Annotated in this window: 25 protein-coding genes; 16 read left to right on the top strand and 9 right to left on the bottom strand. The window is 70.5% G+C overall.

Features of this window, described 5'->3' with window-relative positions:
• Position 1: 1 nt before the first annotated feature.
• The gene (locus tag AB0300_RS13925; protein WP_366216209.1) at positions 2 to 1,216 is read right to left on the bottom strand and encodes an amidohydrolase; all 1,215 of its coding nucleotides are present in this window, start codon (positions 1,214 to 1,216) and stop codon (positions 2 to 4) included.
• Between the two features lie 109 nt (positions 1,217 to 1,325).
• Positions 1,326 to 1,967, bottom strand: a complete 642-nt coding sequence (locus AB0300_RS13920; RefSeq protein WP_366216208.1) for a TetR/AcrR family transcriptional regulator — start codon at positions 1,965 to 1,967, stop codon at positions 1,326 to 1,328.
• 154 nt (positions 1,968 to 2,121) lie between these two features.
• On the opposite strand from AB0300_RS13920, the gene AB0300_RS13915 reads away from it, so the two are divergent.
• The 10 genes from AB0300_RS13915 (at position 2,122) to AB0300_RS13870 (ending at position 12,936) form a co-directional block, all read left to right on the top strand.
• The gene (locus AB0300_RS13915) at positions 2,122 to 3,783 is read left to right on the top strand and encodes an ABC transporter substrate-binding protein (RefSeq protein WP_366216207.1); all 1,662 of its coding nucleotides are present in this window, start codon (positions 2,122 to 2,124) and stop codon (positions 3,781 to 3,783) included.
• A 104-nt stretch (positions 3,784 to 3,887) separates the two neighbouring features.
• Positions 3,888 to 4,712, top strand: coding sequence for an ABC transporter ATP-binding protein (locus tag AB0300_RS13910; RefSeq protein ID WP_312674021.1), 825 nt, complete (start codon positions 3,888 to 3,890; stop codon positions 4,710 to 4,712).
• A complete protein-coding gene (locus AB0300_RS13905) occupies positions 4,709 to 5,515 on the top strand; it encodes an ATP-binding cassette domain-containing protein (protein WP_366216206.1) in 807 nt (268 codons plus the stop codon). The genes AB0300_RS13910 and AB0300_RS13905 overlap by 4 nt, the downstream gene beginning before the upstream one ends.
• Positions 5,512 to 6,600 carry an ABC transporter permease gene (locus AB0300_RS13900; protein ID WP_303708991.1) on the top strand — a complete coding sequence of 363 codons (1,089 nt, stop codon included), beginning with the start codon at positions 5,512 to 5,514 and terminating at the stop codon, positions 6,598 to 6,600. The genes AB0300_RS13905 and AB0300_RS13900 overlap by 4 nt, the downstream gene beginning before the upstream one ends.
• 1 nt (position 6,601) lies before the next feature.
• A complete protein-coding gene (locus AB0300_RS13895) occupies positions 6,602 to 7,750 on the top strand; it encodes an ABC transporter permease (RefSeq protein WP_366216205.1) in 1,149 nt (382 codons plus the stop codon).
• The gene (locus tag AB0300_RS13890; protein ID WP_366216204.1) at positions 7,750 to 10,002 is read left to right on the top strand and encodes a glycoside hydrolase family 3 N-terminal domain-containing protein; all 2,253 of its coding nucleotides are present in this window, start codon (positions 7,750 to 7,752) and stop codon (positions 10,000 to 10,002) included. The genes AB0300_RS13895 and AB0300_RS13890 overlap by 1 nt, the downstream gene beginning before the upstream one ends.
• Before the next feature lie 79 nt (positions 10,003 to 10,081).
• Positions 10,082 to 10,408 carry a ferredoxin gene (fdxA, locus tag AB0300_RS13885; RefSeq protein ID WP_025103996.1) on the top strand — a complete coding sequence of 109 codons (327 nt, stop codon included), beginning with the start codon at positions 10,082 to 10,084 and terminating at the stop codon, positions 10,406 to 10,408.
• Complete coding sequence (locus tag AB0300_RS13880; protein WP_366216203.1) at positions 10,405 to 11,754, top strand: FAD-dependent oxidoreductase; 1,350 nt, start codon at positions 10,405 to 10,407, stop codon at positions 11,752 to 11,754. The genes fdxA and AB0300_RS13880 overlap by 4 nt, the downstream gene beginning before the upstream one ends.
• Positions 11,751 to 12,287 (top strand): flavin reductase family protein, encoded by a 537-nt coding sequence (locus AB0300_RS13875; protein ID WP_174521465.1) that lies wholly within the window; start codon positions 11,751 to 11,753, stop codon positions 12,285 to 12,287. Before AB0300_RS13880 ends, AB0300_RS13875 begins: the two co-directional genes overlap by 4 nt.
• 22 nt (positions 12,288 to 12,309) lie before the next feature.
• The gene (locus AB0300_RS13870; protein WP_366216202.1) at positions 12,310 to 12,936 is read left to right on the top strand and encodes a superoxide dismutase; all 627 of its coding nucleotides are present in this window, start codon (positions 12,310 to 12,312) and stop codon (positions 12,934 to 12,936) included.
• Between the two features lie 92 nt (positions 12,937 to 13,028).
• On the opposite strand, the gene AB0300_RS13865 is transcribed toward AB0300_RS13870, so the two are convergent.
• Entirely contained in the window at positions 13,029 to 13,295 is a 267-nt protein-coding gene (locus AB0300_RS13865; protein WP_025103992.1) for a metal-sensitive transcriptional regulator, read from the bottom strand.
• Positions 13,296 to 13,388: 93 nt separating this feature from the next.
• On the opposite strand from AB0300_RS13865, the gene AB0300_RS13860 reads away from it, so the two are divergent.
• Positions 13,389 to 13,553, top strand: a complete 165-nt coding sequence (locus AB0300_RS13860) for a hypothetical protein (protein ID WP_164498176.1) — start codon at positions 13,389 to 13,391, stop codon at positions 13,551 to 13,553.
• Complete coding sequence (locus AB0300_RS13855; protein WP_366216201.1) at positions 13,550 to 15,184, top strand: FAD-dependent oxidoreductase; 1,635 nt, start codon at positions 13,550 to 13,552, stop codon at positions 15,182 to 15,184. The genes AB0300_RS13860 and AB0300_RS13855 overlap by 4 nt, the downstream gene beginning before the upstream one ends.
• Positions 15,185 to 15,288: 104 nt before the next feature.
• Here AB0300_RS13855 and AB0300_RS13850 read toward each other — a convergent pair whose 3' ends face one another.
• The 3 genes from AB0300_RS13850 to AB0300_RS13840 form a co-directional block, all read right to left on the bottom strand.
• Positions 15,289 to 16,296, bottom strand: a complete 1,008-nt coding sequence (locus tag AB0300_RS13850) for a LacI family DNA-binding transcriptional regulator (RefSeq protein WP_366216200.1) — start codon at positions 16,294 to 16,296, stop codon at positions 15,289 to 15,291.
• Between the two features lie 69 nt (positions 16,297 to 16,365).
• Entirely contained in the window at positions 16,366 to 18,027 is a 1,662-nt protein-coding gene (locus AB0300_RS13845; RefSeq protein ID WP_144881464.1) for a glycoside hydrolase family 13 protein, read from the bottom strand.
• Between the two features lie 181 nt (positions 18,028 to 18,208).
• Positions 18,209 to 19,105 (bottom strand): SDR family oxidoreductase, encoded by an 897-nt coding sequence (locus AB0300_RS13840; protein ID WP_366216199.1) that lies wholly within the window; start codon positions 19,103 to 19,105, stop codon positions 18,209 to 18,211.
• A 214-nt stretch (positions 19,106 to 19,319) separates the two neighbouring features.
• Here AB0300_RS13840 and AB0300_RS13835 point away from each other — a divergent pair, with 214 nt between their 5' ends.
• A complete protein-coding gene (locus AB0300_RS13835) occupies positions 19,320 to 20,576 on the top strand; it encodes a hypothetical protein (RefSeq protein WP_366216198.1) in 1,257 nt (418 codons plus the stop codon).
• A gap of 96 nt (positions 20,577 to 20,672) precedes the next feature.
• Here the strand turns inward: AB0300_RS13835 and purQ are convergent, their stop codons facing one another.
• The 3 genes from purQ to AB0300_RS13820 form a co-directional block, all read right to left on the bottom strand.
• Positions 20,673 to 21,380, bottom strand: coding sequence for a phosphoribosylformylglycinamidine synthase subunit PurQ (gene purQ / locus AB0300_RS13830; protein ID WP_025103986.1), 708 nt, complete (start codon positions 21,378 to 21,380; stop codon positions 20,673 to 20,675).
• Entirely contained in the window at positions 21,377 to 21,625 is a 249-nt protein-coding gene (gene purS / locus AB0300_RS13825; RefSeq protein WP_025103985.1) for a phosphoribosylformylglycinamidine synthase subunit PurS, read from the bottom strand. The genes purQ and purS overlap by 4 nt, the downstream gene beginning before the upstream one ends.
• A gap of 141 nt (positions 21,626 to 21,766) precedes the next feature.
• The gene (locus tag AB0300_RS13820; RefSeq protein ID WP_025103984.1) at positions 21,767 to 22,297 is read right to left on the bottom strand and encodes an adenine phosphoribosyltransferase; all 531 of its coding nucleotides are present in this window, start codon (positions 22,295 to 22,297) and stop codon (positions 21,767 to 21,769) included.
• A gap of 153 nt (positions 22,298 to 22,450) precedes the next feature.
• On the opposite strand from AB0300_RS13820, the gene AB0300_RS13815 reads away from it, so the two are divergent.
• The 3 genes from AB0300_RS13815 (at position 22,451) to AB0300_RS13805 (ending at position 25,772) form a co-directional block, all read left to right on the top strand.
• Entirely contained in the window at positions 22,451 to 23,767 is a 1,317-nt protein-coding gene (locus tag AB0300_RS13815) for an ABC transporter substrate-binding protein (RefSeq protein WP_303709004.1), read from the top strand.
• A gap of 77 nt (positions 23,768 to 23,844) precedes the next feature.
• A complete protein-coding gene (locus AB0300_RS13810) occupies positions 23,845 to 24,885 on the top strand; it encodes a sugar ABC transporter permease (RefSeq protein WP_126894051.1) in 1,041 nt (346 codons plus the stop codon).
• Positions 24,882 to 25,772 (top strand): carbohydrate ABC transporter permease, encoded by an 891-nt coding sequence (locus AB0300_RS13805; RefSeq protein ID WP_303709006.1) that lies wholly within the window; start codon positions 24,882 to 24,884, stop codon positions 25,770 to 25,772. Before AB0300_RS13810 ends, AB0300_RS13805 begins: the two co-directional genes overlap by 4 nt.

Raw genomic sequence — 25,772 nt, 5'->3', positions numbered from 1 at the left:
GTCAGGCGAGGAACTCGCGGGCGGCGGCGGACATCGCCGTGACCCCGACCTCGATCGTCGGATGGATCTCCGGCGCGAAGAACGGCGAGTGGTTCGTGGGGATGTCCTTCTCCACGGTGCCCGCGGCGACGGCCTCGGCGAACCGGGCGGGGTCGACGCCGCCCCAGAACCAGAACACGAGCGGCACCTCGGCGTCGCGGGCGAACCAGGAGACGTCCTCGCTGCCGGTGAACATGCCGGGGTCGACGACGGCCGACTCCCCGAGCGCCCGACGCAGCGCCGCCGAGACCCGCGCCGTCGCCTCCTCGTCGTTGATCGTGGCGGGCAGGGTGTGCTGCGTGTGGATCTCGGGTTCGCGCTCCGCGCCGGAGGCCATCGCCTCGGCGCGCACGATCCGCTCGACACTGGCCAGCACCTTCTCCCGCACGCCCTCGTTCGGGTAGCGGAGGCTGAGCTCGAGCTTCGCCTCGGCCGGGATGATGTTGTTCTTGAGTCCGGCGTGGATCGAGCCGACCGTCACCACGGCCACGCCCTGCGGGTCGATCTCGCGCGAGGCGATCGTCTGCAGGCGCATCACGGTCGCGGCCGCCATCACGACCGGATCGATCGTGGCGTGCGGGCGGGAGCCGTGGCCGCCGCGGCCGTGCAGGGTGACGGTGAGACCGTCCGACGCGGCCATCTGGGTGCCGCTGCGCACGCCGATGATTCCGGCGGGCAGCGGGGTGACGTGCTGACCGAGCACCACGTCGGGCTTCGGGTAGCGGTCGAGCAGGCCGTCGTCGAGCATCGCCCTGGCGCCGGCGCCGTACTCCTCGGCGGGCTGGATGAGCACGACGAGGGTGCCCGACCACTCCGCGCGCGTGGCCACGAGCTTCTCGACGGCGCCGATCATCGCGGTGACGTGCATGTCGTGGCCGCACGCGTGCATCACCGGCACGGTGGTGCCGGCCGGGTCGACGCCCTTCGCGGTGCTCGCGTACGCCAGCCCCGTCTGCTCCTCGACCGGCAGCGCGTCCATGTCGGCGCGCACCCACACCACCGGACCCTCGCCGTTGCGAAGAACCCCGACCACGCCGGTCACCCCGACGCCTTCTTCGACCTCGAGGCCCAGGTCGCGCAGGTGCTGGGCGGCGATGCCGGCGGTGCGCGTCTCCTGGAACGAGAGCTCGGGGTGCTGATGCAGGTCGATGTAGAGCGCTTCGAGGTCGATCGTCATGGCCAGAGCCTAGCCGGGTGCGCGCCGAGACCCCGGCGTTCCGCCGAGACCCCGGCTTCGCCGCGCCGGGAGCGCGGGGTCTCGACGGGAACGCGGGGTCTCGGCAGGGTCAGTGCACGTAGGTCGGCAGTTCGGGTCCGGGACGCAGCACGGCGTTCACGATCGCCTGGATCGCGAACTCGCTCGTCTCCCCGAGTCCGATCACCTCGGGGTGCAGGAGCCACTGGAGCTGCAGGCCGTCCATCACGGCGAGGATGGCGGCCGAGGCGGCGGCGACGGTCGCGGGCTCGGTCACGCCTTCCTGGGCGCAGAGCTCGCCGAACGCCGCCGTCACCTCTCGGCGCAGGGTCGTGTAGCGCTCCTCGAAGTACTCGCGACCGGGGTGGTCGTCGGTCACCGACTCGGAGGACAGGACCGTGTAGGCCTGCACGATGCCCGGCCGCTTCTCGTTGGCGAACGCCGTGCGGACGAGGTGGAGGAACAGCTCCGGTCCGTCGGGGATGTGCTTCTCGGCGAGGTCGGCCACGTCGGCCTGGTCGCGGTAGGCGAGCACCTCGAGGAGGAGCTTCTGCTTCGAGCCGAAGTGGTGCAGCACGCCGGCATGCGTGATGCCGACCTGCTCGGCGACGTCGGCGAGCGTGCCGTTCGTGGAGCCCTTGTTGCCGAAGATCTCCACGGCCGCCTTGAGGATCTGCTCGCGCTTCTCCCGCGTGGCCGGGCGCACCCGGACAGCGTGCACGTCGTCCGTCATGAACCCACCTCCCCTCGTCCCGCTCTGCTTGCCAACCAACTTACTCCTCGGTAACCTCTCCACAGCTTACTTTCTCGACAGTAAGCAAAAGCAGCGGTCGGAGGCGATCCGTCGGCCGCCACGCCGCACAAGGACCCGTGCCCAAGGAGAAGCAATGAAGCTCACGAAAACCCTGATCGCCGCCAGCGCGGTCGCCGTCCTGGGCGTCTCGGCGCTCGCCGGATGCTCGGCGGGCGGTGGTTCCGGCGATGACGCCGGCTCCGCCTCCCTCACCATCGCGAAGCCCGACGGTGCGATCACCACCGAGTCGAACAACCCGTTCGTCGGCGACTCCGCCGCGTCGAAGTACGGCTATGCCAAGGTCGTGTTCGAGACCCTCGCGCTGGTGAACCAGACCGGCGACCGCGGTGTCACGCCGTGGCTCGCCGAGAGCCTCGAGTGGAACGACGACTACACGCAGCTCACGGTCGTCCCGCGCGCGGACGTCACCTGGAGCGACGGCGAGCCGTTCACGGCCGAGGACATCGTCTTCTCCTTCGAGACCGCCTCGATCCCCGCCCTCGACACGGCCGGCCTCAAGTTCGAGGGCGCCGAGGTCGACGGCGACACGGTCGTGCTGAGCTTCGGCGACTCCAAGTACGTCAACCAGGCCCGCGTGCTGCACGTGCCCATCGTCCCCAAGCACATCTGGGAGAAGTTCGAAGACCCGGCCACCGACCCCGTCACGGGTGACGACCTCGTCGGCACCGGCCCCTACGCGATGGCGAACTGGTCGACCGAGTCGGTCACGCTCGACGCGCGCGACGACTACTGGGGCGGCGACCTCGCCGTGCCCGAGCTGCACTACGTCTCGTACGGCGACAACACCGCCCTCACCACGGCCCTCGCGAACGGCGACGCCGACTGGGCGCAGGCGTTCATCCCGCAGATCGAGGAGCAGTTCCTCTCGGCCGACCCCGAGCACAACAAGTTCCTCGCCTCCCCGACCACCGGCTCGGCCACGCTGTTCATGAACCTGCAGCAGAAGCCGTTCGACGACCCCGCCTTCCGTCAGGCGCTCGCCTGGGTGATCGACCGCGACGCCTACGTCGACATCGCGCGCGAGGGCGCCAGCGAGGCCGTCTGGTCGGTCACGGGCCTGTCGTCGATCCTCGAAGACGAGATCCAGCCCGAGTTCCAGGGCGTCGACTACAAGGTCGACGCCGAGAAGGCGCGTGACCTGCTGGAGACCGCCGGGTACACGTGGAAGGACGACGCCCTGATCGACCCGGACGGCACGCCCGTCTCGTTCACGCTCTCCGTCCCCTCCGGCTGGAGCGACTGGAACACGGCGCAGGAGCTCATCGCCGAGGACGTGAAGGACAGCATCGGCGCTGAGGTCAAGATCGACATGCCCGACTGGGGCGGCTGGGCCGACCCCCGCGACAACGGCACGTTCTCCGCGATCATCCACTGGCTGGAGGACAGCGGCACGGCGTACGGCCTGTACACCTCGACCATGGACCCGCGCTGGATCTCGCCCGAGGGCAAGGCCGGCTTCAACTTCGGCCGCTTCGACGACCCGGAGGCGACCGCCGCACTGAACACCTACGCCAACGCCTCATCCGACGAGGAGCGCACCACCGCGATCGACACGCTGCAGACGATCTTCTCGGAGCAGGTGCCGGCCATCCCGCTGGGCGCCCACCCGCTTCTGGGCGAGTTCAACACGCGCAACTACGTCGGCTGGCCCTCGGAGACCGACACGTACGCGTCCGCCGACCCGACGCAGCCGAACATCGTGCAGATCCTCACGAAGCTGAAGCCCGCCGAGTAGGACTTCGACAGGCTCAGCCACCCACGGTGGGCTTCGACAGGCTCAGCCACCCAACTGGGTCCCTGAGCCTGTCGAAGGGCCCGCCCCCCACGAAGGACACCCCCATGCCAGATCCCCTGCTCACCGTGCGCGACTTCTCCGTCGTGTACGACGTCGATCCCCCCGTCGAGGCGGTGAAGAACGTGACCCTCGAACTGCAGCGCGGCGAGATCCTGGGCCTCGCCGGGGAGAGCGGATGCGGCAAGACCACGCTCGCCTACGGGGTGCAGCGCCTGCTGCGCGCTCCGGCCGTCATCACCGGCGGCAGCGTGACCTTCCACGACGCGACCGGCACCGACATCGACATCAACGCCCTCGACGTCGACGCGATGCAGCGGTTCCGCTGGGACAAGGTGTCGATGGTGTTCCAGGGCGCGATGAACGCCCTCAACCCCGTGGCCACGATCGGCTCCCAGCTGGAGGACGTGTTCGAGATCCACCGCCCCGACATGAACCGCAGGCAGCGGCGTGCCGAGGCCGAGGAACTGCTCGAGATCGTCAAGGTCGGCCGCCAGCGCGTGCGCTCCTTCCCGCACGAGCTCTCGGGCGGCATGCGCCAGCGCGTCATGATCGCCATGGCCCTGGCGCTGCGTCCGCAGCTGATGGTGATGGACGAGCCGACGACCGCGCTCGACGTGCTGGTGCAGCGGGAGATCCTCAAGCAGATCTCCCAGCTGCGGCACGAGTTCGGCTTCTCGGTGATCTTCATCACCCACGACCTGCCGCTCCTGCTGGAGATCAGCGACCGGATCGCGATCATGCGCGAAGGAGAGATCATCGAGCTCGACACGGCGGAGCGCATCTGGACGCAGCCGGAGCACGAGTACACGAAGACGCTGCTGTCGTCGTTCCCCCGGCTCACCGGGGAGAGAGGGGTGCTGGTGCGATGACCACCCTCGAGTTCCGCCATGTCACGAAGGCGTACAACGTCCGAGGCGCAGGGCAGATCAAAGCCCTCGACGACGTGAGCTTCACCCTGACGTCGGGCCAGACGATCGGCCTGGTCGGCCAGTCCGGCAGCGGCAAGTCCACGATCGCGAAGATCCTCACCCAGCTCGAGACCCCGACCAGCGGCGAGGTGCTGCTCGACGGCACGCCGATCCCGCGCCGCGGCAAGGGCCTGCGAAGGTATCGCCAGCAGCTGCGGATGGTGTTCCAGGACCCGTTCGCCTCGCTCAACCCGTACCACTCCATCCGCTACCACCTGGAGCGGCCCATCCGCCTCGACGATGTGGTGCCGAAGAAGGACACCGAGAACGAGGTGCGTCGGCTCCTCGACCGGGTGCGCCTCGATGCGGACGCGGTGATCGACCGCCGCCCCCACGAGCTGTCGGGCGGTCAGCGGCAGCGCGTGGCCATCGCGCGCGCCCTGGCCTCGCGTCCCTCGCTCCTCGTCGCCGACGAGCCGGTGTCGATGCTCGACGTCTCCATCCGGCTCGGCGTGCTGAACCTGCTCGCCGACCTGCAGCGCGAGGAGGGACTCGGTGTGCTCTACATCACGCACGACCTGGCCACCGCCCGGCACTTCAGCGACGAGATCATGGTCCTCAACCAGGGGCGCGTGGTCGAGTACGGCACCGCCGACGATGTGATCCTCAACCCGCAGGATCCGTACACCCGCGAGCTGCGCGCGGCCTCTCCTGATCCGGAGAAGCACTTCGTCGCGGCGGCATCGAACGGAGGCGCGCTGTGAGCTCCGCTCTCCCCCAGCTCGACGACAACGACCTCATCGCCCGCGATGCCCTGGAGGTCGGCACCACGGCGACCAGGGCAGAGCGCACCAGGCGGCCGGTGCCGTGGCGCTTCTTCGCCGGTCGCGCGGCGTTCTACCTGTTCACGCTGTGGGCGGCGATCACGATCAACTTCTTCCTGCCCCGCCTCATGAAGGGCGACGCGGTCAGCTCGTACCTCGCGCGCAACCGCACCGTGAGCCCCGAGGCGGCAGAGGCTCTGCGCGTGCTCCTCGGCATCGACACCGACAAGTCCATCTGGCAGCAGTACCTCGAGTACTGGGGGATGCTGCTGCGCGGCGACCTCGGCATCTCGACCCTGCACGGTCTGCGGCCGGTCGCCGAGGTGCTCGCCGCCGCCCTGCCCTGGACGCTCGGACTGGTCGGCATCGCGACCATCATCTCGTTCGCGATCGGCACGCTGCTCGGAGCCGTCGTCGGGTGGAAGCGCGGCAGCAAGCTCGACGCGATCATCCCGGTGACGACGTTCTTCAACACGATCCCGTACTTCTGGCTGGGACTCATCGCGATCGCGATCTTCTCCTCGACCCTGAAGTGGTTCCCCTCATCGCACGCCTACGACAAGGGGCAGTCGCCGGAATGGAGCCTCGACTTCATCGGCCAGGTGATCATGCACGGCACGCTCCCGGCTCTGACCATCGTGGTCGCCTCGCTCGGCGGGTGGGTGCTCGGCATGCGCAACATGATGCTGACGGTGCTCGACGACGACTACATCACGGTCGCGCAGGCGAAGGGAATGCCCAACAAGCGCGTGCTCTGGGGCTACGCCGCCCGCAACGCGGTGCTGCCGCAGATCCAGAGCTTCGCGCTGTCGATCGGCTTCATCGTCGGCGGCACGATCGTGATGGAGATGGTGTTCAGCTATCCGGGTGTCGGCAAGCTGCTGCTCGACGCGACCAACGCCAAGGACTTCGCCCTCATGCAGGGCGTGTTCCTCGTGATCACGCTGTCGGTGCTCGTGGCCAACATCCTCGCCGATGTCGTCTACGCCTACCTCGACCCGCGCACGCGCCAGATGGAGTCCTGACATGACCGTCCCCACCACCGCAGCGAACACAGCGCCGGACGGATCGGCCGTCGTCTCCGGCATGCCCGAGACCGCCACGTTGCGCACCCCGCCGACCGGGACGCCGCCCCGCAAGACCTTCTGGTCGCAGCTCGCGCAGGCGTTCGCGATGTTCCGCAACTCCAAGTCGATCGCCGGCCTCCTCATCCTCGGGGCGTTCGTGCTCATCGCGATCTTCGCCCCGTGGATCGCCCCGTACGGACCGACCCAGAAGGACCGCACGGCGCTCCGGCAGCCACCCTCCTGGGAGCACTGGCTGGGCACGACGCACATGGGCGAAGACGTGCTGAGCCAGATCATCTACGGCACCCGCGGGGTGATCGTCGTCGGCTTCCTCGCGGCGTTCATCGCCACGATCATCGCGATCACGATCGGTGTGATCGCCGGCTACGTGCGCGGCTGGAAGAGCGAGTCGCTGTCGGCGCTGACCAACGTGTTCCTGGTGATCCCCGGCATCCCGCTGATCATCATCATCGCCTCGCAGTTCGAGAACCCACCGCTGATCGTGATCGCCGCGGTGCTCGGGATCACCGGGTGGGCGTGGGGCGCCCGGGTGCTGCGCGCGCAGACCATGTCGCTGCGCAACCGCGACTTCATCCAGGCCGCCCGCGCGAACGGCGAGCCGCTGCGCCGCATCATCACGGTCGAGATGCTCCCGAACCTCATGGCGCTCATCGCCTCGAGCTTCGTCGGCACCGTGACCGCGGCCATCCTCGGCCTCACGACCCTGGCCTTCATCGGCGTGATCCCGGTGAGCAACCTCAACTGGGGGACGATCCTGTTCTGGGCGCAGCAGAACGGTGCGTTCCCGCGGCTGTGGTGGTGGTACGTGCCGGCAGGGCTCTGCATCGCGATCATCGGCGTCGCGCTCTCGCTCATCAACTTCGGCATCGACGAGTACGTCAACCCGCGACTGCGGTCGGCCGGTGAGCGGGCCAGGGCGATGAAGAAGAAGGGGCTGAATGTGAACGACGCCGTCACGGCCGTCCGCCGCGTGCCCCTGCCGGAGAAGAGCCCCGATCCCGTATCGTCGGCGACCTCGCCGGGCGCTTCCGGCGCCACCGACTCCTCGAACACCGCGACACCGCACACGAACCAGAACACGAAGTGATGACCTCTCAGACTCTGACCACGCAACTCCCGTATCAGGACCCCGCCCTCTCGATCCCCGAACGCGTGGCCGACCTCCTCAGCCGGATGACGGTGGAGGAGAAGGTCGGGCAGATGCTCCAGCTCGACGCCCGCGACGACATCGACGACCACGTGCTCCGGCGGCACGCGGGATCGATCCTGCACGCCTCGGACGAGCGTCTGCGGCGGGCTGCCGCCCTGGTCGCGCAGACACGGCTCGGCATCCCGCTGCTCGTGGGCGAGGACTGCATCCACGGCCACTCGTTCTGGCCAGGAGGGACGATCTACCCCACGCAGCTCGGCATGGCAGCCTCCTGGGATCCGGCACTCGTCGAGCGCGTGGCGCGGGCGACGGCAGAGGAGGTCGCCGTGACCGGCATCCACTGGACGTTCTCGCCGGTGCTGTGCATCGCCCGCGACCTGCGCTGGGGGCGGGTGGGGGAGACGTTCGGGGAGGACCCGTTCCTCATCGGGGAGCTCGCTTCGGCCATGGTGCGCGGCTATCAGGGTGACGGGCTCGACGACCCCACGGCCATCCTCGCGACGGCCAAGCACTTCGCCGGCTACTCCGAGACGCAGGGCGGACGCGACGCCAGCGAGGCGGACATCTCCCCACGCAAGCTGCGCTCCTGGTTCCTGCCGCCCTTCGAGCGGGTCGCCCGCGAGGGCTGCCGGACGTTCATGCTCGGGTACCAGACGACCGACGGGGTGCCGATCACGCTGAACGAGTGGCTGCTCAGCGACGTGCTCCGCGGCGAGTGGGGTTACACCGGCACCCTCATCACGGACTGGGACAACGTGGGCCGGATGGTGTGGGAGCAGCGGGTGCAGCCCGACCTCACCCATGCCGCGGCCGCCGCGGTGCGCGCCGGGAACGACATGGTGATGACCACGCCCGGGTTCTTCGAGGGGGCGCTGGACGCGGTCGCCCGGGGGCTGCTGCCGGAGGACGCCTTCGACGACGCGGTCTCCCGCATCCTCACGCTGAAGTTCGAACTCGGGCTCTTCGAGGACCCCCGGCTGCCCCGCGACGACGTGTCCGCCGTGGTCGGCAGCGCCGCGCACGCGGAGCTCAACCTCGAGATCGCGCGCCGTTCGCTCGTGCTCCTGGAGAACGACGGCGTGCTGCCGCTGGATGCCGCGGCGCCGCTGCGGGTGGCGGTGACCGGGCCGCTCGCGGACGACGCGCAGACGCAGCTCGGCGACTGGGCCGGCGGCTCGGGTCAGGCGGGCTGGCTCGACGGACAGCCCCGCGAGATGATCACGACCGTGCTCGACGGCCTCCGTGCGGTGGACGCGTGGACGGTCACGCATGCACGCGGCGCCGACATCCTCACGCTCGCCGACGACCCCCGCGGCACGCACTTCCCGGACAACCAGCCGCGTCCTCCCGTGGTGCAGCCGTGCCCGCCGGATCCTGCGCTCATCGCGGAGGCGGTGGCCGCTGCCGAGGCCGCCGACGTCGTGGTCGCGGTGGTCGGCGATCGCATCGAGCTCGTGGGCGAGGGGCGGTCCACGGCCACGCTGGAGCTCATCGGCGGCCAGAATGCGCTGCTCGACGCGCTCATCGACACCGGGAAGCCCGTCGTCGTGGTGCTCCTCGCGTCCAAGCCGCTCGTGCTCCCGCCGTCGGTGCAGCGGGCGGCGGCGGTGGTCTGGGCCGCGAATCCGGGTATGCAGGGCGGATGGGCGCTCGCCGACATCGTCACGGGTGCCGTGGAACCCTCGGGGCGGCTGCCCATCTCGTTCGCGCGGCACGTCGGGCAGCAGCCGACCTACTACAACCAGATCCGTGGTCAGCACGGCGACCGCTACGCCGACCTGACCCAGGCGCCCGCGTGGGCCTTCGGCGAGGGCCGGTCGTACACGACCGTGGCGTACGCGGAGCTGGAGCTGGAGCAGACGGGGCTGCGCCTCGGCGACACCGTGGTGGGGCACGTGACCGTGACGAACACGGGGGACCGGCCCGTCCGCGAGACCGTGCAGGCGTACGTGCGGGACGAGGTGACGAGCGTGAGCTGGACCGACCGCGAGCTCAAGGCCTTCCGGCAGGTCGACCTCGCGCCGGGGGAGAGTGCGCGCGTGCGGATCGAGGTCCCCGTCGCGGACTGCACGATCGTGACCGCCGCCGGCGTCCGGACCGTGGAGGCCGGCGCCTTCACGCTCCTCGTCGGCCCCAGCTCCCGCGAGGAGCACCTCCTCCCCGCCCCCTTCGAGATCTCCCCGTCCTGATTCCACGGCCTCGATTTGACCTCAAGTGCGCTTGAGGTTTTACGGTGGAGGGCGTGAGTGGGACAGAGAAGAAGTCGCGATGACGTATGTGATCGCACTGCCGTGCGTCGACCTCAAGGACAAGGCGTGCATCGACGAATGCCCGGTCGACTGCATCTATGAGGGGGAGCGGTCGCTCTACATCCACCCCGACGAGTGCGTGGACTGCGGAGCGTGCGAGCCGGTGTGCCCGGTCGAGGCGATCTACTACGAGGACGACCTGCCCGACGAGTGGCAGGACTACTACAAGGCCAACGTCGAGTTCTTCGACGAGATCGGCTCGCCCGGCGGCGCCGCCCGCACCGGACTCATCCGGCACGACCACCCGCTCATCGCCGCGCTCCCGCCGCAGGAGGTGCACGAGTGACGCCGCGCATCGCCATCGTCGGCGCGGGACCCGCGGGCATCTACGCCGCCGACCTCCTCCGGGCGCAGGTGCCGGAGGCGGCCATCGACCTGTACGAGAAGCTCCCCGCTCCGTACGGCCTCGTCCGCTATGGCGTCGCCCCCGACCATCCGCGCATCCGCAAGATCATCGATGCGCTGCACGACGTGCTCCTCCAGCCCGGCATCCGGCTGCTCGGCAACGTCGAGGTGGGCGTCGATGTGACGGTCGACGAGCTCCGCCGGGCGTACGACGGCGTCGTCATCGCGACCGGAGCCGACCGTGACGTGGCGTTCGACGTGCCGGGAGCCGACCTTCCCGGATCGTTCGGCGCCGCGGATTTCGTGGCCTGGTACGACGCGCACCCCGACGTCGCGCGGGGCTGGGGCCTGGAGGCGGAGGCCGTGGCCGTGCTCGGGGCGGGCAACGTCGCCCTCGACGTCACGCGCATCCTCGCAAAGCACGCCGCGGCGCTGGAGTCGACCGACACCCCCGACCACATCCTCGACGAGCTCGCCGCGAGCCGGGTCCGCGACGTGCACCTCTTCGCCCGTCGTGGCCCCGCCGATGTGCGCTTCTCAGCCCTGGAGCTGCGCGAGCTCGGGGAGCAGCACGACGTGGAGGTGATCGTCGATCCCGCCGACCTCGCGCTCGACGACCACGCCGCCCGCATGCTGGAGCAGTTCTCGCAGCGCCGCATCATCGTGCGTACCCTCACGGAATGGGCGCAGCGTCCGTCCACTGGGGCCTCCCGGCGCATCCACCTGCACTTCCGGCATCGACCCGTCCGCGTCCTGGGCGCGGACCGCGTGGAGGGCATCGAGTTCGAGCGCACGGCCTCCGATCCGCTCGGCCGCATGGTCGGCACCGGCGAGCTCGTCCGGTACGAGGTCGGCGCCGTCTACCGGGCGATCGGCTACCTCTCCTCGCCCGTGCCCGGTGTGCCGTTCGACGCGGCACGGGGCATCGTTCCGAACGCGGAGGGGCGGGTGCTCGATGCCGACGGCACGCCCGTCGCCGGCCTCTACGCGACCGGCTGGATCAAGCGCGGACCGATCGGCCTCATCGGCTCCACGAAGTCCGACGCCGCGCAGACCGTGCAGCATCTCGTGGAGGACCTCGCCGCGACGCCGTCCGCCCGCATCGACCGTGACCCGCCCCTGGACCTCCCCGACGTGGTGGACTGGGAGGGTTGGTTGCGCATCGACGAGGCCGAGCGCCGCGCCGGAGCCGTCCGCGGCCGGGAGCGCACGAAGCTCGTCGACCGCGCGGCCATGCGCGCCCACGCGACCCCCACCCCCATCCCTCTCGAGGAGAGCACCCGATGACCCCCGACCCGCACACCACCCCGCACCCCGCCGCTCCGGTGCCCACGCCGGTCGGGGAGGGGCTCAAGGCGGCGTTCCGCACCCACCCCGCCGGTGTCGCCATCATCACGGCGCAGGGTCCGGACGGCCCCGTCGGCCTCACGGCGTCGAGCGTGTCGTCGGTCGCGGTCGACCCGGCGGCGATCGTGTTCTCGGTGACCAGGGCGACCGGGAGCGCCGGGGCCATCCTCGGCGCCGAGACCTTCGTCGTGCACCTGATCGACGACGAGCACTCCGCGCTCGCCCAGAGCTTCGCGGTGAGCGGCTCCGAGCGCTTCACGCCCGAGCAGGGCTGGACGACGCTGCCGACCGGCGAGCCGCACCTGGCGGAGGCCCGTGTCGCCCTGCGCTGCCGGGCGATCCAGACCGTGCCCGTCGGTTCGTCGACCGTGGTGATCGCCGAGGTGCTCGAGGTGCTCACCGGCCGTCCCGCCCGCCCGCTCGTCTACATCGACCGCCGATTCCACGCCCTGTCCCACGACACTGCCCTCTGACCCCGTCACGAAAGGAACCCCCATGTCCACTCCGTACACGCTCCCCGAGCTGCCCTACGACTGCTCGGCGCTGGAGCCGCACATCTCCGGCAAGATCATGGAGCTGCACCACTCCAAGCACCACCAGGCCTACGTGACCGGCGCGAACACGGCGCTGGAGCAGCTCGCGGCGGCCCGCGACAGCGGCGACCTCGGAGCGGTGAACAAGCTCGAGAAGGACCTCGCGTTCAACCTCGGCGGCCACATCAACCACTCCGTGTTCTGGCAGAACCTCTCGCCCGAGGGCGGCGGGGCTCCGGAGGGCGAGCTCTCGGCGGCCCTCGCGGACTCGTTCGGCTCGATCGACGGTTTCCGCGCGCACTTCACCGCGACGGCCCTCGGCGTGCAGGGGTCCGGCTGGGCCGTGCTCGCCTGGGACTCGGTGGGCGCTCGCCCGGTGATCTTCCAGCTCTTCGACCAGCAGGGCAACGCGCCGCTCGGCGTCATCCCGCTGCTGCAGCTCGACGTGTGGGAGCACGCCTACTACCTCGACTACCTCAACGTGCGGGCGGACTACGTCAAGGCGTTCTGGAACCTCGTGAACTGGCCCGACGTGCAGCGCCGCTTCGAGACGGCGCGCACCGCGGCCACGGGTCTCCTCGTCCCCTGATCCCCCTTCGCCGACCCGGCCCCTTGCGTGCGCCCCGGCCCGTTGCGATCGTCCGCAACGGGCCGGGGTGGCCGCAAGGGGCCGGGTCGCGTTCAGGCGAGGGTGAGGAAGAGCTTCTCCAGGTCGGGGAGGGGGACGGCGTCGTCCTGCGCGGGGTCCTCCAGGCAGGTCTTCATGGCGGAGGCGATGATCTGGAACCCGGCCTTGTCCAACGCGGAGGTCACGGCGGCCAGCTGCGTGACGACGGCCCGGCAGTCGCCGCCGCTCTCGACCGCGGCGATCACGGCGCCGAGCTGTCCCTGGGCGCGCTTGAGGCGGTTGGCGATCTTGCGCTGCGTGTCGGTGTCGACGGTGGTCATGGTCTCTCCCTGAAGGCCGGCTGTGCGCTCCACTATACCCCCGGGGGTATAGTGTCTGGATACCCACCGGGGTATCGAGTGAGGAGAGAACACATGTGTCGAGCAGTCCGTTGCCGTACCTGCGGGAAGACCACCTGGGCGGGGTGCGGCCAGCACGTCGACGCCGTCCGCCGCACCGTGCCGGCGTCGGACTGGTGCGCGGGCCACCCGAAGGACGAGGCCAAGGGCGGTCTCCTGTCCCGGCTGTTCGGCCGATGAGCGTGCCGCTCCGCGTCGTCATCGTCGGTGGCGTCGCCGGCGGCATGTCGGCGGCGACCCGGCTCCGGCGGCTCGAGGAGTCCGCGCAGATCGTCGTCTTCGAGCGCGGGCCCGAAGTCTCGTATGCCAACTGCGGCCTGCCCTACTACGTGGGCGGCGTGATCGAGGAGCGCGACGCCCTCCTCCTGCAGACCCCGGAGTCGCTGCACCGCCGCTTCCGGCTCGACGTCCGCGTCCGTCACGACGTCGTCGGCATCGACACCGCGCGCAAGAGGGTCGAGGTCGTCGATCTCGACAGCGGCCGTCGGAGCGCCCACCCGTACGATCGCCTCGTGCTCGCCACCGGTGCCCGGCCCCGCGGCGACGAGCCGACCGGAGCCCTCCCCGCGCGGAGCCTGCGGACCGTGGCCGATGCCGATGCGATCGACGCAGCCCTCCGCCCCGGGCTGCCGGTGGTCGTGGTGGGCGGCGGATACACGGGGCTCGAAGCGGTGGAGAACCTCGTCGCCCGGGGCGCCGCGGTCACCCTGGTGCAACGCGGTGCCCAGCTGCTCGCCCCGCTGGATCCGGAGATGGCCTCCCCGCTCGCGGCCGAGGTCCGGCGCCGCGGGGTCGACGTGCGACTCGGCGTCGAGGTCGTGGCCACGGCCGCGGATTCCGTGACCCTGAGCGACGGTGCCACCCTCCCCGCGGAGTTCCTCGTCGATGCCTCCGGGGTCGTGCCCGAGGTCGGACTCGCCCGCGCCGCCGGGATCCGTCTCGGCGAGACCGGCGGCATCGCGGTCGACGAGGCGTGCCGCACCAGTGCCCCGGACGTCTTCGCGGTCGGCGACGGCGTCGAGAAGACCGACCTCATCGGCGGCGGTGCGGCGCTGGTGACAATGGCCGGTCTCGCCAACCGCCACGGCCGCATGGTGGCCGACGTCATCGCGGGTCGGGAGGAGTCGGCGCGCCCCGCCCTCGGCACCGGCATCGTGCAGGTGTTCGGCCTCGCCGCCGCGAAGACCGGCTGGAGCGAGAAGCAGCTCCGTGCCGCGGGCCGCGCGTTCTTCGCCGTCCACGTGCACCCCGGATCGCACGCCGGCTACTACCCGGGCGCGGAGACCCTGTCGATGAAGCTCCTCGCCGACCCTGTCACCGACCGCATCCTCGGCGCGCAGATCGTCGGCCGTGACGGCGTGGACAAGCGGATCGACGTCATCGCGACGGCGCTGCAGGCGGGCGTCACCGCCTCCGGTCTCGCGCACCTGGAGCTCGCGTATGCTCCGCAGTTCGGCTCCGCGAAGGATGCCGTGAACATCCTGGGCTACGTGGCCGAGAACACCCGCAACGGCACCACGCCGACCCTCCAGTGGCACGAGCTCGACGGCGCTCTGCGGGCGGGATCGACCCTCATCGACGTCCGTACCGCGGCCGAGCATACGAACGGCGCCATCCCCGGCGCCAGGAACATCCCGCTGGACGAGCTGCGCGACCGCCTCGACGAGCTGCCGGAGGGGCCTCTGGTGGTGCACTGCCAGGTCGGCCTTCGGGGTCACATCGCCACCCGGCTGCTGCGGCAGCACGGGCGCGCGGTGCGCAATCTCGACGGCGGTTACCGGACCTGGCAGGACGCGACCGCAGAGTGCTGAGCTCGACGCGTTCACAACTCAGGAGAACCGGCGCACCTACGCCCGTCAGGGCCGGAACCGCGGTCTCCGCGCGCCGTACTCCTGAGTTGTGAACGCCGCCCGGCTCAGACGAGCCGGGCGGTCGTGCCGCGGACGTTGAGCTCGTACGGAAGGGCGGCGGGCGGCCGCACGGCATCGGGGTCGGTGAGCTTCGCGAGGACCGCGTCGGCCGCCCGCTCGCCCTGGCCGAGCGGGAACTGGTCGACCGTGGTGAGGCGGAAGAACTCGCCGAGCTCATGGCCGTCGATGCCCACGATGGACAGGTCGCCCGGCACCGCGAAGCCGAGGTCGCGGGCGGCGAGGAGCGCCCCGATCGCCATCTCGTCCGAGGCAGCGAACACCGCGGTGGGGCGCGGCCCCGGGCGCCCGAGGAGCTGCTTCGCGGCGCGGTAGCCGCCCTCGACCGTGAAGTCGGCGGGCTCCAGGTACGCGGGGTTCAGGGGGACGCCGGCCCTCGCCAGCGCCCTCTCGAAGCCGAGACGGCGGTTCGTGGGGATGTGGAAGTCGATGTCGAACTCGGGGTTCGCGCCGATGTGGGCGATCTCCGTGTGCCCGAGCCCGAGCAGGTGCTCCGTCGCGAGCTGGGCCACGGCGACGTCGTCGACCGTGAGGGTGTCGAGCTTCGGGTTCGGGCCGCCGATCGCGATCACGGGGAGTCCGAGATCGAGGAGCTGCTGGGTCTCGTCGTCGTCCAGCTCGATGGACACGGCGATCACGGCGTCCACGCGCTGGCGGCGCAGGAACGTGTCGAAGACGTGCCGGCGCACGTCTTTGTCGGCGGTGATGTTGTAGAGCGTGATGTCGTAGCCGGCGCGCATGAGCGCGGCGGACACCCCCGACAGCACGGTGCTGAAGAACCAGCGGTCGAGGAACGGCACGACGACCCCGATGTTGCGCGTACGCCCCGACGCGAGGCTCGAGGCGCGGGAGGACACGACGTACCCGAGGGAGGCGGCAGCCGCCTGCACGCGCTCGCGCGCCGACTCGGACACGTGCCCGCGGCCGCTCAGCGCGCGGGAGACCGTCGCGGTGGAGACGCCGGCGAGCCGGGCGACCTCGTCGATGCTCGCCATCGTCTGTCCTTCGGATCGGAGACGCCCGTGACACGCCCCGGGTGGAGCGCGTCACGGGCGCAGCGGGTGTCAGGCCTTGGTGTACCAGACGGCGGTGTCGACGGGGACCTCGGGGCCGTCGAACGGCTGGCTGCGGAGCAGGACGACCGCGCCCTCCGGGAGGTCGAGCGGAGCCGTGCCGAGGTTCGCCAGCACGTGCACCTCGCCGCGACGGAAGGCGACGGCATCGGGACCGGCGTCCTCCCACACCAGTGACCCGGTGCCGAATCCGAACTCGCGACGGCCGGCGAGAAGGCGCTTGTACAGGGCGAGGGTCGACGCCGGGTCGACCTCCTCGACGTCCCGGGCGTAGGCCGCCCAGTCCGCGGGCTGCGGGAGCCACGAGAGGCCGGTGTCGTTGAAGCCGAAGGCGGGAGCCTCCGCCTCCCACGGCAGCGGCACGCGGCAGCCGTCGCGGCCGTAGCGCTCGCCGTTCGTGCGGAACCAGGTCGGATCCTGGCGGTACTCGTCCGGGATCTCCATGGCCTCGGGCAGGCCGAGCTCCTCGCCCTGGTACAGGTAGGCCGAGCCGGGCAGCGCGAGCATCAGCGTGGTGGCGGCGCGGGCGCGGGCGAGGCCGATGGCGGTGTCGGGCTTGTCCGGGGTGTTCGGGCCGATGCCCTCGCCCTGCGGGTTGTCGATCGTGAGGGCGAGGCGCGTGGCGTGCCGGACGACGTCGTGGTTGGACAGCACCCAGGTGCTCGGGGCGCCGACCGCGCCGAACGCGTCCAGCGACTCGCGGATCACGTCGCCGAGCGCCTTCGCGTCCCACGCCGTCATCAGGTACGGGAAGTTGAAGGTCTGGTGCATCTCGTCCGGACGCACCCAGAGGGCGGTCTCCTTCAGCGTCGGCATCCAGGCCTCGCCGCACAGGGCGCGGTCGCCGTCGTACTCGGCGAGCACCTTGTGCCAGTCGCGGTAGATCTCGTGCACGCCGTCCTGGCCCCAGTACGGCACGTTCGACTCGCCGCCGCCCATGGAGTCGGCGTCGGTCGGCGGCGTGTAATCCGGCAGGCCCTCGGTCTTGATCATGCCGTGGGCCACGTCGACACGGAAGCCGTCGACGCCGCGGTCGAGCCAGAAGCGCAGGATCGAGCGGAACTCCTCCTGCACCTCCTCGTTGTTCCAGTCGAAGTCCGGCTGCGTCGCGTCGAAGATGTGCAGATACCACTGGCCGGGCGTGCCGTCGGCCTCCGTCACGCGCTGCCACATGCCGCCGCCGAACACCGACTCCCAGTTGTTCGGAGGCAGCTCGCCGTTCTCGCCGCGGCCGTCGCGGAAGATGTAGCGCGCGCGCTCCGGGCTGCCCGGCGCCGCCTTGAGCGCCTCCTGGAACCAGGGGTGCTGGTCGGAGGAGTGGTTGGGCACGAGGTCGACGATCACCCGGATGCCGCGGGCGTGGGCGGATGCCAGCATCTCGTCGAAGTCGGCCAGCGTGCCGAACAATGGGTCGACGTCGCGGTAGTCGGCCACGTCGTAGCCGGCGTCGCGCTGCGGGCTCGTCATGAAAGGGCTGAGCCAGATCGCGTCGACGCCGAGCTCCTGCAGGGCGTCGAGGCGGCTCGTGATGCCCGGCAGGTCGCCGATGCCGTCGCCCGACGCGTCCGCGAAGGAGCGGGGGTAGATCTGGTAGATGACGGCGCTGCGCCACCACTCGGAACCGGGGGCTGCGATCTGTTCGAGCTGTGCCATGCGATCAGGCTACTGCAAACGCTTACAGTCCCGCCACCACAGGTATCGAAACGGTTCGGAGGCCTCTCTCCCCCCATCCGCCGACCCACCCCTTTCCGTCCGACCCACCCCCTTGCGAACGGGCGGAAGGGGCCGGGAGGAACGGAAGGGGGTGGGTCGACGGGGGATGAGGGGATGAGGGTCAGGGCGTCGGCATGCCGCCGTTGACGTTCAGGGTCTCGCCGAGCACGTAGCTCGACTCCGGGGAGGCGAGGAAGACGTAGGCGGGAGCGAGCTCGGCGGGCTGACCCATCCGGCCGAGCGGAGTGTCCTGGCCGAACTGCGCGATCTTCTCCTGCGGCTGCCCGTCACTCGGCTGCAGCGGGGTCCAGATCGGTCCCGGAGCCACGGCGTTCACGCGGATGCCCTTCGGCGCGAGCTGCTGGGCGAGGCCCTTCGTGAACGCATTGATGGTCGACTTCGTCGAGGCGTAGTCGACGAGGATGTCCGACGGCGAGTAGGCCTGGATAGAGGTCGTGTTGATGATCGTCGAGCCGGCGGGGAGGTGTGGGAGGGCGGCCTTCGTGATCCAGAACATCGCGTACACATTGGTCTTGAACGTGTCGTCGAACTGCTCGTCCGTCACATCGGTGAGGGACTCCTGGAAGACCTGCTTGCCGCCGTTGTTGACGAGGATGTCGAGCCCGCCGAGCGCCGCGACGGCCTCGGCCACCAGGGTGCGGCAGTACTCCGGGTCGCGCAGGTCGCCGGGGATCGTGGCGACGGTGGCTCCCGCCTCGCGGAGGATGCCGGCGATGCGGCTCGCGTCCTCCTCCTCTTCCGGGAGGTAGGAGATCGCGACGTCGGCGCCCTCGCGGGCGAACGCGATCGCGGTGGCCGCGCCGATGCCCGAGTCGCCGCCGGTGATGAGTGCCTTGCGCCCGGTCAGCCGTCCGGTGCCGCGGTACGACTCCTCGCCGAGGTCGGCCTTCGGAGTGAGGTCGGCGTCGAGACCGGGCTCGCGCATGTGCTGCTTCTGCGGCTGGATGCCGGCGTAGAGCTCAACCGGGTTGGTGAAGGTGTACTGGTCGCGGGACATGGGGTGTCCTTTCCGGGAGGTCGGGGACGGGAGGACCATCGTGCGCGCCGTGCCCCGGACGCGGCAAACGCCTTGCATGCATCCGGTCGCTTTGGTACACGCGCATGTGGCCGAAAGACACTTCCCCCGGTGCCTCCTGTCATGACAGGGTTGCGAGCATCCCCCCTGTCGCTCGCGGCATGTCCCCCGGGGGTCCTGCCGTCGAGAGGTCGTGATGTCCGCTTCCGCCCGCCGATCCGCGCCCTGGGCGGTCGTCGCCGCGCTCGTCGTCGGTGCCGTGCTCGTCGGCGCCGCCCCCGCCGTGTCCGACGCGTTCGGTGCCCGCGCGCAGCCCCCGGCGGACCCGGTGAACGACCCCGCGGCTTCGGTCGCGTTCGCGTACGAGTTCCTCGACGCGCGGGTCGACGAGTTCTGCGACGGCGAGGGCCGCTGCCTGCCCCGCAGCTACGAGGGCGGGTTCTTCACCACGCCGTCGTGGGACTTCACGCCCTCCTTCGTGTACGACGACGCCCTCGTCGTGATCGCCTACACCGCCCGCGGTCTGCCGGACGACCTGCGCCGCGCCCGAGCCGTCGCCGACACCCTCCTCTTCGTGCAGGAGAACGACCCCGTCGGCGACGGCCGCGTCCGCACCTCGTACGAGCCGCACGGCATCCGTCAGGGCCGGATGGAGATCACCGGGCCCGGCACCTTCACCGGCAACCAGGCCTGGGTGGGCATGGCGCTCACCCGCCTCTTCCATGCCACCGGGGAGACACGGTATCTCGACGGCGCGGTGCGCATCGCGGAGTGGATCCAGGACAACACCGCCGACATGACGCGGGCACCCTACGGCTACACCGGCGGGCAGACCGATGCCGGGGTGCCGCTGGAGTGGAAGTCCACCGAGCACAACAGCGACATCGCCGGCTTCTTCACGCAGCTCGGCCAGCTCACGGGCGACGGGGTGTGGGCGGAGCGGGCGGCGGTGGCGGCCGGATTCGTCGCGGCGATGCAGAGCGTCGACGGGCACGTGGACACCGGGACGCTGCTCGACGGCACCACGGTCAACACCCGTCCCGTCCCGCTCGACGCCCAGACGTGGAGCCTGCTGGGCACCGGGGACGCCCGATACGGCTCGGCCGTCGACTGGACGCTCGCGCACCTCGTAGCCCAGGACGGCCCGTACCGGGGCCCGTCGATCAGCGACGCGGACGTGTCGAAGGTCTGGTTCGAGGGCAGCGGGCACCTCGCGCTCGCGCTGCAGGAGCGGGGGGCCGCCGGCGACCAGGATCGCGCGGAGGAGCTGCTGGCCGACATCCGGCTGGTGCAGCGCGACGCGGCGAACGGCGACGGCAAGGGCATCGTGGCGACCTCGACGGACGGACTCGACTCCGGCTTCGGCGACCTCTACTACGCGAGCCTGCACACCGGCACGACGGCCTGGTACCTGCTCGCGGCCGTGGGCGACAACCCGTTCCGCCTCCCCTGACCCGCCTGTCGACCCGGCCTTCTGCGGTCGACCCGGCCCCTTCCGCGCGCCCGCAACGGGGTGGGACGCGCGCAGAGGGGTGGGTCGAGGGAGGTATCAGGCGGCGACGCGGGCGACGGCGGCGATCGCGCTCGTGAAGAAGTCGAGGCCGTCCACGCCGCTGCGCATCGCGACAGCGGTGTCCGGACCGAAACCGGGCTCGGTGGCGTGCTCGGGGTGCGGCATCAGGCCCACGACATTGCCGGCCTCGTTCGTCAGCCCCGCGATGTCGCGCAGCGAGCCGTTCGGGTTCACGCCGGCGTAGCGGAACGCCACGAGACCCTCGCCCTCGATGCGGTCGAGCGTCTGCTCGTCGGCGATGTAGCCGCCGTCCGCGTTCTTCAGCGGGATGACGATCTCCTGGCCGGTGCGGAAGGCGTTGGTCCAGGCGGTGTCGGCGTTCTCGACCGTGAGCTTCTGGTCGCGGCGCACGAAGTGCTGGTGGTTGTTGCGGATCAGGCCGCCGGGCAGCAGGTGCGCCTCGACGAGCATCTGGAAGCCGTTGCAGATGCCGAGGACGGGCATGCCCTTCGCGGCGGCGTCCTTGACCTCGCTCATGATGGGCGAGAGGGCGGCGATGGCTCCGGCGCGGAGATAGTCGCCGTAGCTGAACCCGCCGGGGAGGACGAGGGCGTCGACGCCCTCGAGGTCGTGCGAGCCGTGCCACAGGGCGACCGGCTCGGCTCCGGCGATGCGGACGGCGCGCTGCGCGTCGACGTCGTCCAGCGAGCCGGGGAAGGTGACGACGCCGATGCGGACGGTCACTCCGCCACCTCGACGCCCACGACGTCTTCGATCACGGCGTTCGAGAGCACCTCGTCGGCGATACGGCGGGCCTCGGCGAGGACCTCGTCGGTGACCTCGCCCTCGACGGTGAGCTCGAAGCGCTTGCCGATGCGGACGTCGGTGAAGCCCTCGACGCCCAGGCGGGCGAAGGCGCCGGAGACGGCCTTCCCCTGCGGGTCGAGCAGTTCGGGCTTGGGCATGACGTCGACGACGATGGTGGGCATGACGGCTCCAAGAGTCGCGGGCGGACGGGCGGGTTCAGTCTACCGCTCGCCGATGCTCCGCTGAGACCCCGGGCTCTCGCCCAGACCCCGTCCTGCGCGCGCCGCTACGCCGGGGCGTCGGCGGGAACCCGGGGTCTCGGGTCAGGAGTGGAAGACGGTGTGGAGGTCGCCGATCGTGTCGCGGCCGCCGAGGCCGTCGATCTCGAAGAGCACCGAGATGCCGGCGACGTGGCTGCCGAGACGCTCCACGAGCTGCCGGCCGGCGGCCAGCGTCCCTCCGGTGGCGAGCACGTCGTCGATGAGGAGGACGCGGGATCCGGCGGGGAGGTCGTCGTGCATCTCGATGGTCGCCGTGCCGTATTCGAGGGCGTAGTCGACGGAGGCGGCGGGGCGGGGGAGCTTGCCGGCCTTGCGGATCGGGATCAGCCCGACCCCCGCGGCGATGGCGGCGGCCCCGGCGAGGATGAAGCCCCGCGCCTCGATGCCGGCCACCACGTCGAACTGCCCCGCGAAGGGCTCGATGATCGCCTCGGTCGTCACGCGGAGGGCCTCGGCGTCGGCGAGGAGCGGCGTGATGTCGCGGAAGATGATGCCGGGCTCCGGGTAGTCCGGGATGCTGCGGATCAGGGATTCGGCGCGGGCGAGGGCAGGGGAGAGGGTGGCTTCGGGCACCGGACAAGGGTACGCCGGTTGCGCGGGAGGGGCCTGCAGACGGCGCTCTTGACATCATGGGAGCGCTCCCATAGAGTTCACGACAACCTTGTGGGAGCGCTCCCACGAGCCCCTACGCACCACCACCCGCACGAACCCACAAAGGAGTGAACCGTGAACTCACGTGCCCGCACCCGGATCCTGGCGACAGCCGCCGCGGCATCCGTCTCCGCTCTCGCCCTGGCCGGCTGCTCCGGCAGCACCGGCGGCGACGGCGACACCGGCGGCAGCGCCGACGAGAAGGTCACACTGACCGTCACCACCTTCGGCACCTTCGGCTACGACGACCTCTACAAGGAGTACGAGAAGGCGCACCCGAACGTGACGATCGAGGCGACCAACATCGACACCGGTGGCAACGCCCGTACCGACGCCTTCACCAAGATCGCCGCCGGCTCCGGCCTCAGCGACATCGTCGCGATCGAGGAGGGCTGGCTCGGCGCCATCATGGACGTCTCGGACACCTTCGTCGACCTGCGCGACTACGGCATCGAGGACCGCAAGGACGACTGGGTCGACTGGAAGTACGGCCAGGCGACCGACGCCGAGGGCCGCGTCATCGGCTACGGCACAGACATCGGCCCGAGCGGCATCTGCTACAACGGCGCCGCGTTCGAGGCCGCCGGCCTGCCCAGCGACCGCGAGTCGGTCGCCGAGCTGCTCAACGGCGACTGGGAGAACTACTTCCAGGTCGGCGCCGACTACACGGCCAAGACCGGCAAGGCCTGGTACGACCACTCCGGCTTCGTCTGGAACGCCATGGTGAACCAGCTCGACGAGGGCTACTACACCGCCGACGGCGAGCTCAACGTCGAGGGCAACGACGAGCTCCAGGAGCGCTTCGAGCTCCTCGGCGCCGCGACCGAGGGCGGCCAGTCCGCGGCACAGACCGCATGGGACTGGAACGGCGGCAAGTCGTTCGTCGACGGCACCTTCGCCACCTTCGTCTGCCCGGGCTGGATGCTCGGCGTCGTGCAGGGACAGGTCGAGGCCGGCGGCGGCGACGCGTCGACCGGCTGGGACTTCGCCGATGTGTTCCCCGGCGGCGCGGCCAACTGGGGCGGCGCGTTCCTCTCGATCCCGGAGTCGTCGGAGCACAAGGAGGCCGCGGCCGAGCTCGCCGACTGGCTGACGCAGCCCGAGCAGCAGGTGAAGCAGTCCGCCGCCGCGGGCAACTTCCCCTCGACCATCAAGGCGCAGGAGTCCCTCGCCGAGGAGGCCACGCCCAACGAGTTCTTCAACGACGCGCCGACCGGTGCCATCCTCGCCGAACGTGCCAAGGGCGTCGTCGCGCAGTTCAAGGGCGCCGATGACTCGGTGATCCAGGAGAACGTCTTCGGCCCGGCGCTCAGCGCGCTCGACCGCGGCGAGACCGACACGCAGGGCGCCTGGGACCAGGCGATCGGCCTCCTGAACGACCTCGTCGGCTGATCATCTCGCTTCGACAGGCTCAGCGACCCAGAAGACCGGGTGGCTGAGCCTGTCGAAGCCCGGCTAAGGACACGCCCATGACCCTCACCGCCCCGCCGGCGGAGCCGCAGGCCGCCGCCCCCGCAGCGACCGACGCGCCGCCGCGACGCTCCTGGCGCACCCGCGTCTCCCGTTTCGACCACCGCGCCTCGCCGTACTTCTACATCTCCCCGTTCTTCCTCCTCTTCGGGCTCATCGGCCTCTTCCCGCTGCTGTACACGGTGTGGGTCGCGGTCCACGAGTGGGACCTGCTGAAGGGCGAGGGACCGTTCGTCGGCTTCGGCAACTTCGCGGCGATCCTCGGCGACGGCATGTTCTGGAACTCCATCCGGAACACGCTGAGCATCTTCCTGCTCTCCGCCATCCCGCAGCTCGCCGTCGCTCTGGTGATCGCCTACCTGCTGGACCGCGGACTGCGGACGCCGACGTTCTGGCGGATGAGCGTCCTCATCCCGTTCGTGGTCACCCCGGTCGCCGTGGCGATCATCTTCTCCAGCATCTTCAACGAGGCGGACGGGCTGGCCAACAATCTCCTCAACCTCGTCGGCATCGCCGATCAGCAGTGGAAGCACGACACGGTCCTGTCGCACATCGCGATCGCCGTCATGGTGAACTTCCGCTGGACCGGCTACAACGCCCTCATCCTCCTCGCCGCGATGCAGGCCGTGCCGCGCGACCTCTACGAATCGGCCGCACTCGACGGTGCCGGGGCGGTGCGGCGGTTCTTCGCCATCACGATCCCCACCATCCGTCCCACGCTGATCTTCGTCATCATCACGGCGACCATCGGCGGCCTGCAGATCTTCGCCGAACCGCGGCTGTTCGACGTCTCCACCGCGGGCGGCATCGGCGGCAGCGACCGGCAGTTCCAGACCACCGTGCTGTTCCTCTGGGAGCTGGCGTTCTTCCGCCGCAACCTCGGTGAGGCCTCGGCCGTCGCGATCCTGCTCTTCCTGCTGATCGTCGCGATCGGCCTCATCAACTTCCTGATCTCCCGGCGCATCGCCACCGGAGACGCCCCGAAGAACCGCGCGGCCCGACGCCGCATCCGCCCGACCGGGAAGGAGGAGGCGCGATGACCGCCACCCAGGCCCTCAGCGTGCCGGAGCGCATCCGCCGCCGGCGCGGCACCGCGAGCGGGAGCGCCGGCCTCGGCAGCCGCCCGGGCTTCCTCACCTACGGGCTCCTCGCGGCCTTCGTCATCGGCGGCGCCTACCCGCTGTGGTGGTCGTTCGTCGTCGCAAGCGGGACGAACGCGACCCGCGGCGAGACCCTGCCCCTCATCCCCGGCGGCAACTTCCTCACGAACGCGGCGAAGGTGTTCGATGCGATCCCGTTCTGGCTCGCCCTCGGCAACTCGCTCCTCATCTCGACGATCATCACGATCTCCGTCGTCACGTTCTCGACGCTCGCCGGCTACGCGTTCGCGAAGCTCCGCTTCCGCGGGCGGGACGGCCTCATGGTGTTCGTGATCGCGACCATGGCCATCCCCACGCAGCTCGGCATCATCCCGCTGTTCATGCTGATGCGCGAACTCGGCTGGACGGGGACGATCGGTGCGGTGATCGTGCCGACCCTCGTCACGGCGTTCGGGGTGTTCTTCATGCGGCAGTACCTCGTGGACGTGATCCCGGACGAGCTCATCGAGGCCGCCAGGGTCGACGGCGCGAACCAGTTCCGCACCTTCCTCACCGTCGGGGTGCCCGCGGCGCGGCCGGCCATGGCGATCCTCGGACTGTTCACGTTCATGACCGCCTGGACCGACTACCTCTGGCCCCTGATCGTGCTCTCCCCCCAGAACCCGACGCTGCAGACGGCGCTCAGCCAGCTGCAGTCCGGCTATTACATCGACTACTCGATCGTGCTCACCGGCGCGGTGCTCGCGACCCTTCCGCTCCTCGTGCTCTTCGTGATCGCGGGGCGGCAGCTGGTCAGTGGCATCATGGCGGGCGCGGTGAAAGGATGA

This window comes from Microbacterium sp. NPDC078814 (assembly GCF_040702645.1).
Classification (GTDB): domain Bacteria; phylum Actinomycetota; class Actinomycetes; order Actinomycetales; family Microbacteriaceae; genus Microbacterium.
This window is presented reverse-complemented; position numbering and strand designations above follow the sequence as displayed.

Bases quoted from the DNA above. Each gene is read 5' to 3' on its own strand.
- AB0300_RS13925 (WP_366216209.1), bottom strand. From the start codon at position 1,216: ATGACGATCGACCTCGAAGCGCTCTACATCGACCTGCATCAGCACCCC.
- AB0300_RS13920 (WP_366216208.1), bottom strand. From the start codon at position 1,967: ATGACGGACGACGTGCACGCTGTCCGGGTGCGCCCGGCCACGCGGGAG.
- AB0300_RS13915 (WP_366216207.1), top strand. From the start codon at position 2,122: ATGAAGCTCACGAAAACCCTGATCGCCGCCAGCGCGGTCGCCGTCCTG.
- AB0300_RS13910 (WP_312674021.1), top strand. From the start codon at position 3,888: ATGCCAGATCCCCTGCTCACCGTGCGCGACTTCTCCGTCGTGTACGAC.
- AB0300_RS13905 (WP_366216206.1), top strand. From the start codon at position 4,709: ATGACCACCCTCGAGTTCCGCCATGTCACGAAGGCGTACAACGTCCGA.
- AB0300_RS13895 (WP_366216205.1), top strand. From the start codon at position 6,602: ATGACCGTCCCCACCACCGCAGCGAACACAGCGCCGGACGGATCGGCC.
- AB0300_RS13890 (WP_366216204.1), top strand. From the start codon at position 7,750: ATGACCTCTCAGACTCTGACCACGCAACTCCCGTATCAGGACCCCGCC.
- fdxA (WP_025103996.1), top strand. From the start codon at position 10,082: ATGACGTATGTGATCGCACTGCCGTGCGTCGACCTCAAGGACAAGGCG.
- AB0300_RS13875 (WP_174521465.1), top strand. From the start codon at position 11,751: ATGACCCCCGACCCGCACACCACCCCGCACCCCGCCGCTCCGGTGCCC.
- AB0300_RS13870 (WP_366216202.1), top strand. From the start codon at position 12,310: ATGTCCACTCCGTACACGCTCCCCGAGCTGCCCTACGACTGCTCGGCG.
- AB0300_RS13865 (WP_025103992.1), bottom strand. From the start codon at position 13,295: ATGACCACCGTCGACACCGACACGCAGCGCAAGATCGCCAACCGCCTC.
- AB0300_RS13860 (WP_164498176.1), top strand. From the start codon at position 13,389: ATGTGTCGAGCAGTCCGTTGCCGTACCTGCGGGAAGACCACCTGGGCG.
- AB0300_RS13855 (WP_366216201.1), top strand. From the start codon at position 13,550: ATGAGCGTGCCGCTCCGCGTCGTCATCGTCGGTGGCGTCGCCGGCGGC.
- AB0300_RS13850 (WP_366216200.1), bottom strand. From the start codon at position 16,296: ATGGCGAGCATCGACGAGGTCGCCCGGCTCGCCGGCGTCTCCACCGCG.
- AB0300_RS13845 (WP_144881464.1), bottom strand. From the start codon at position 18,027: ATGGCACAGCTCGAACAGATCGCAGCCCCCGGTTCCGAGTGGTGGCGC.
- AB0300_RS13840 (WP_366216199.1), bottom strand. From the start codon at position 19,105: ATGTCCCGCGACCAGTACACCTTCACCAACCCGGTTGAGCTCTACGCC.
- AB0300_RS13835 (WP_366216198.1), top strand. From the start codon at position 19,320: ATGTCCGCTTCCGCCCGCCGATCCGCGCCCTGGGCGGTCGTCGCCGCG.
- purS (WP_025103985.1), bottom strand. From the start codon at position 21,625: ATGCCCACCATCGTCGTCGACGTCATGCCCAAGCCCGAACTGCTCGAC.
- AB0300_RS13810 (WP_126894051.1), top strand. From the start codon at position 23,845: ATGACCCTCACCGCCCCGCCGGCGGAGCCGCAGGCCGCCGCCCCCGCA.
- AB0300_RS13805 (WP_303709006.1), top strand. From the start codon at position 24,882: ATGACCGCCACCCAGGCCCTCAGCGTGCCGGAGCGCATCCGCCGCCGG.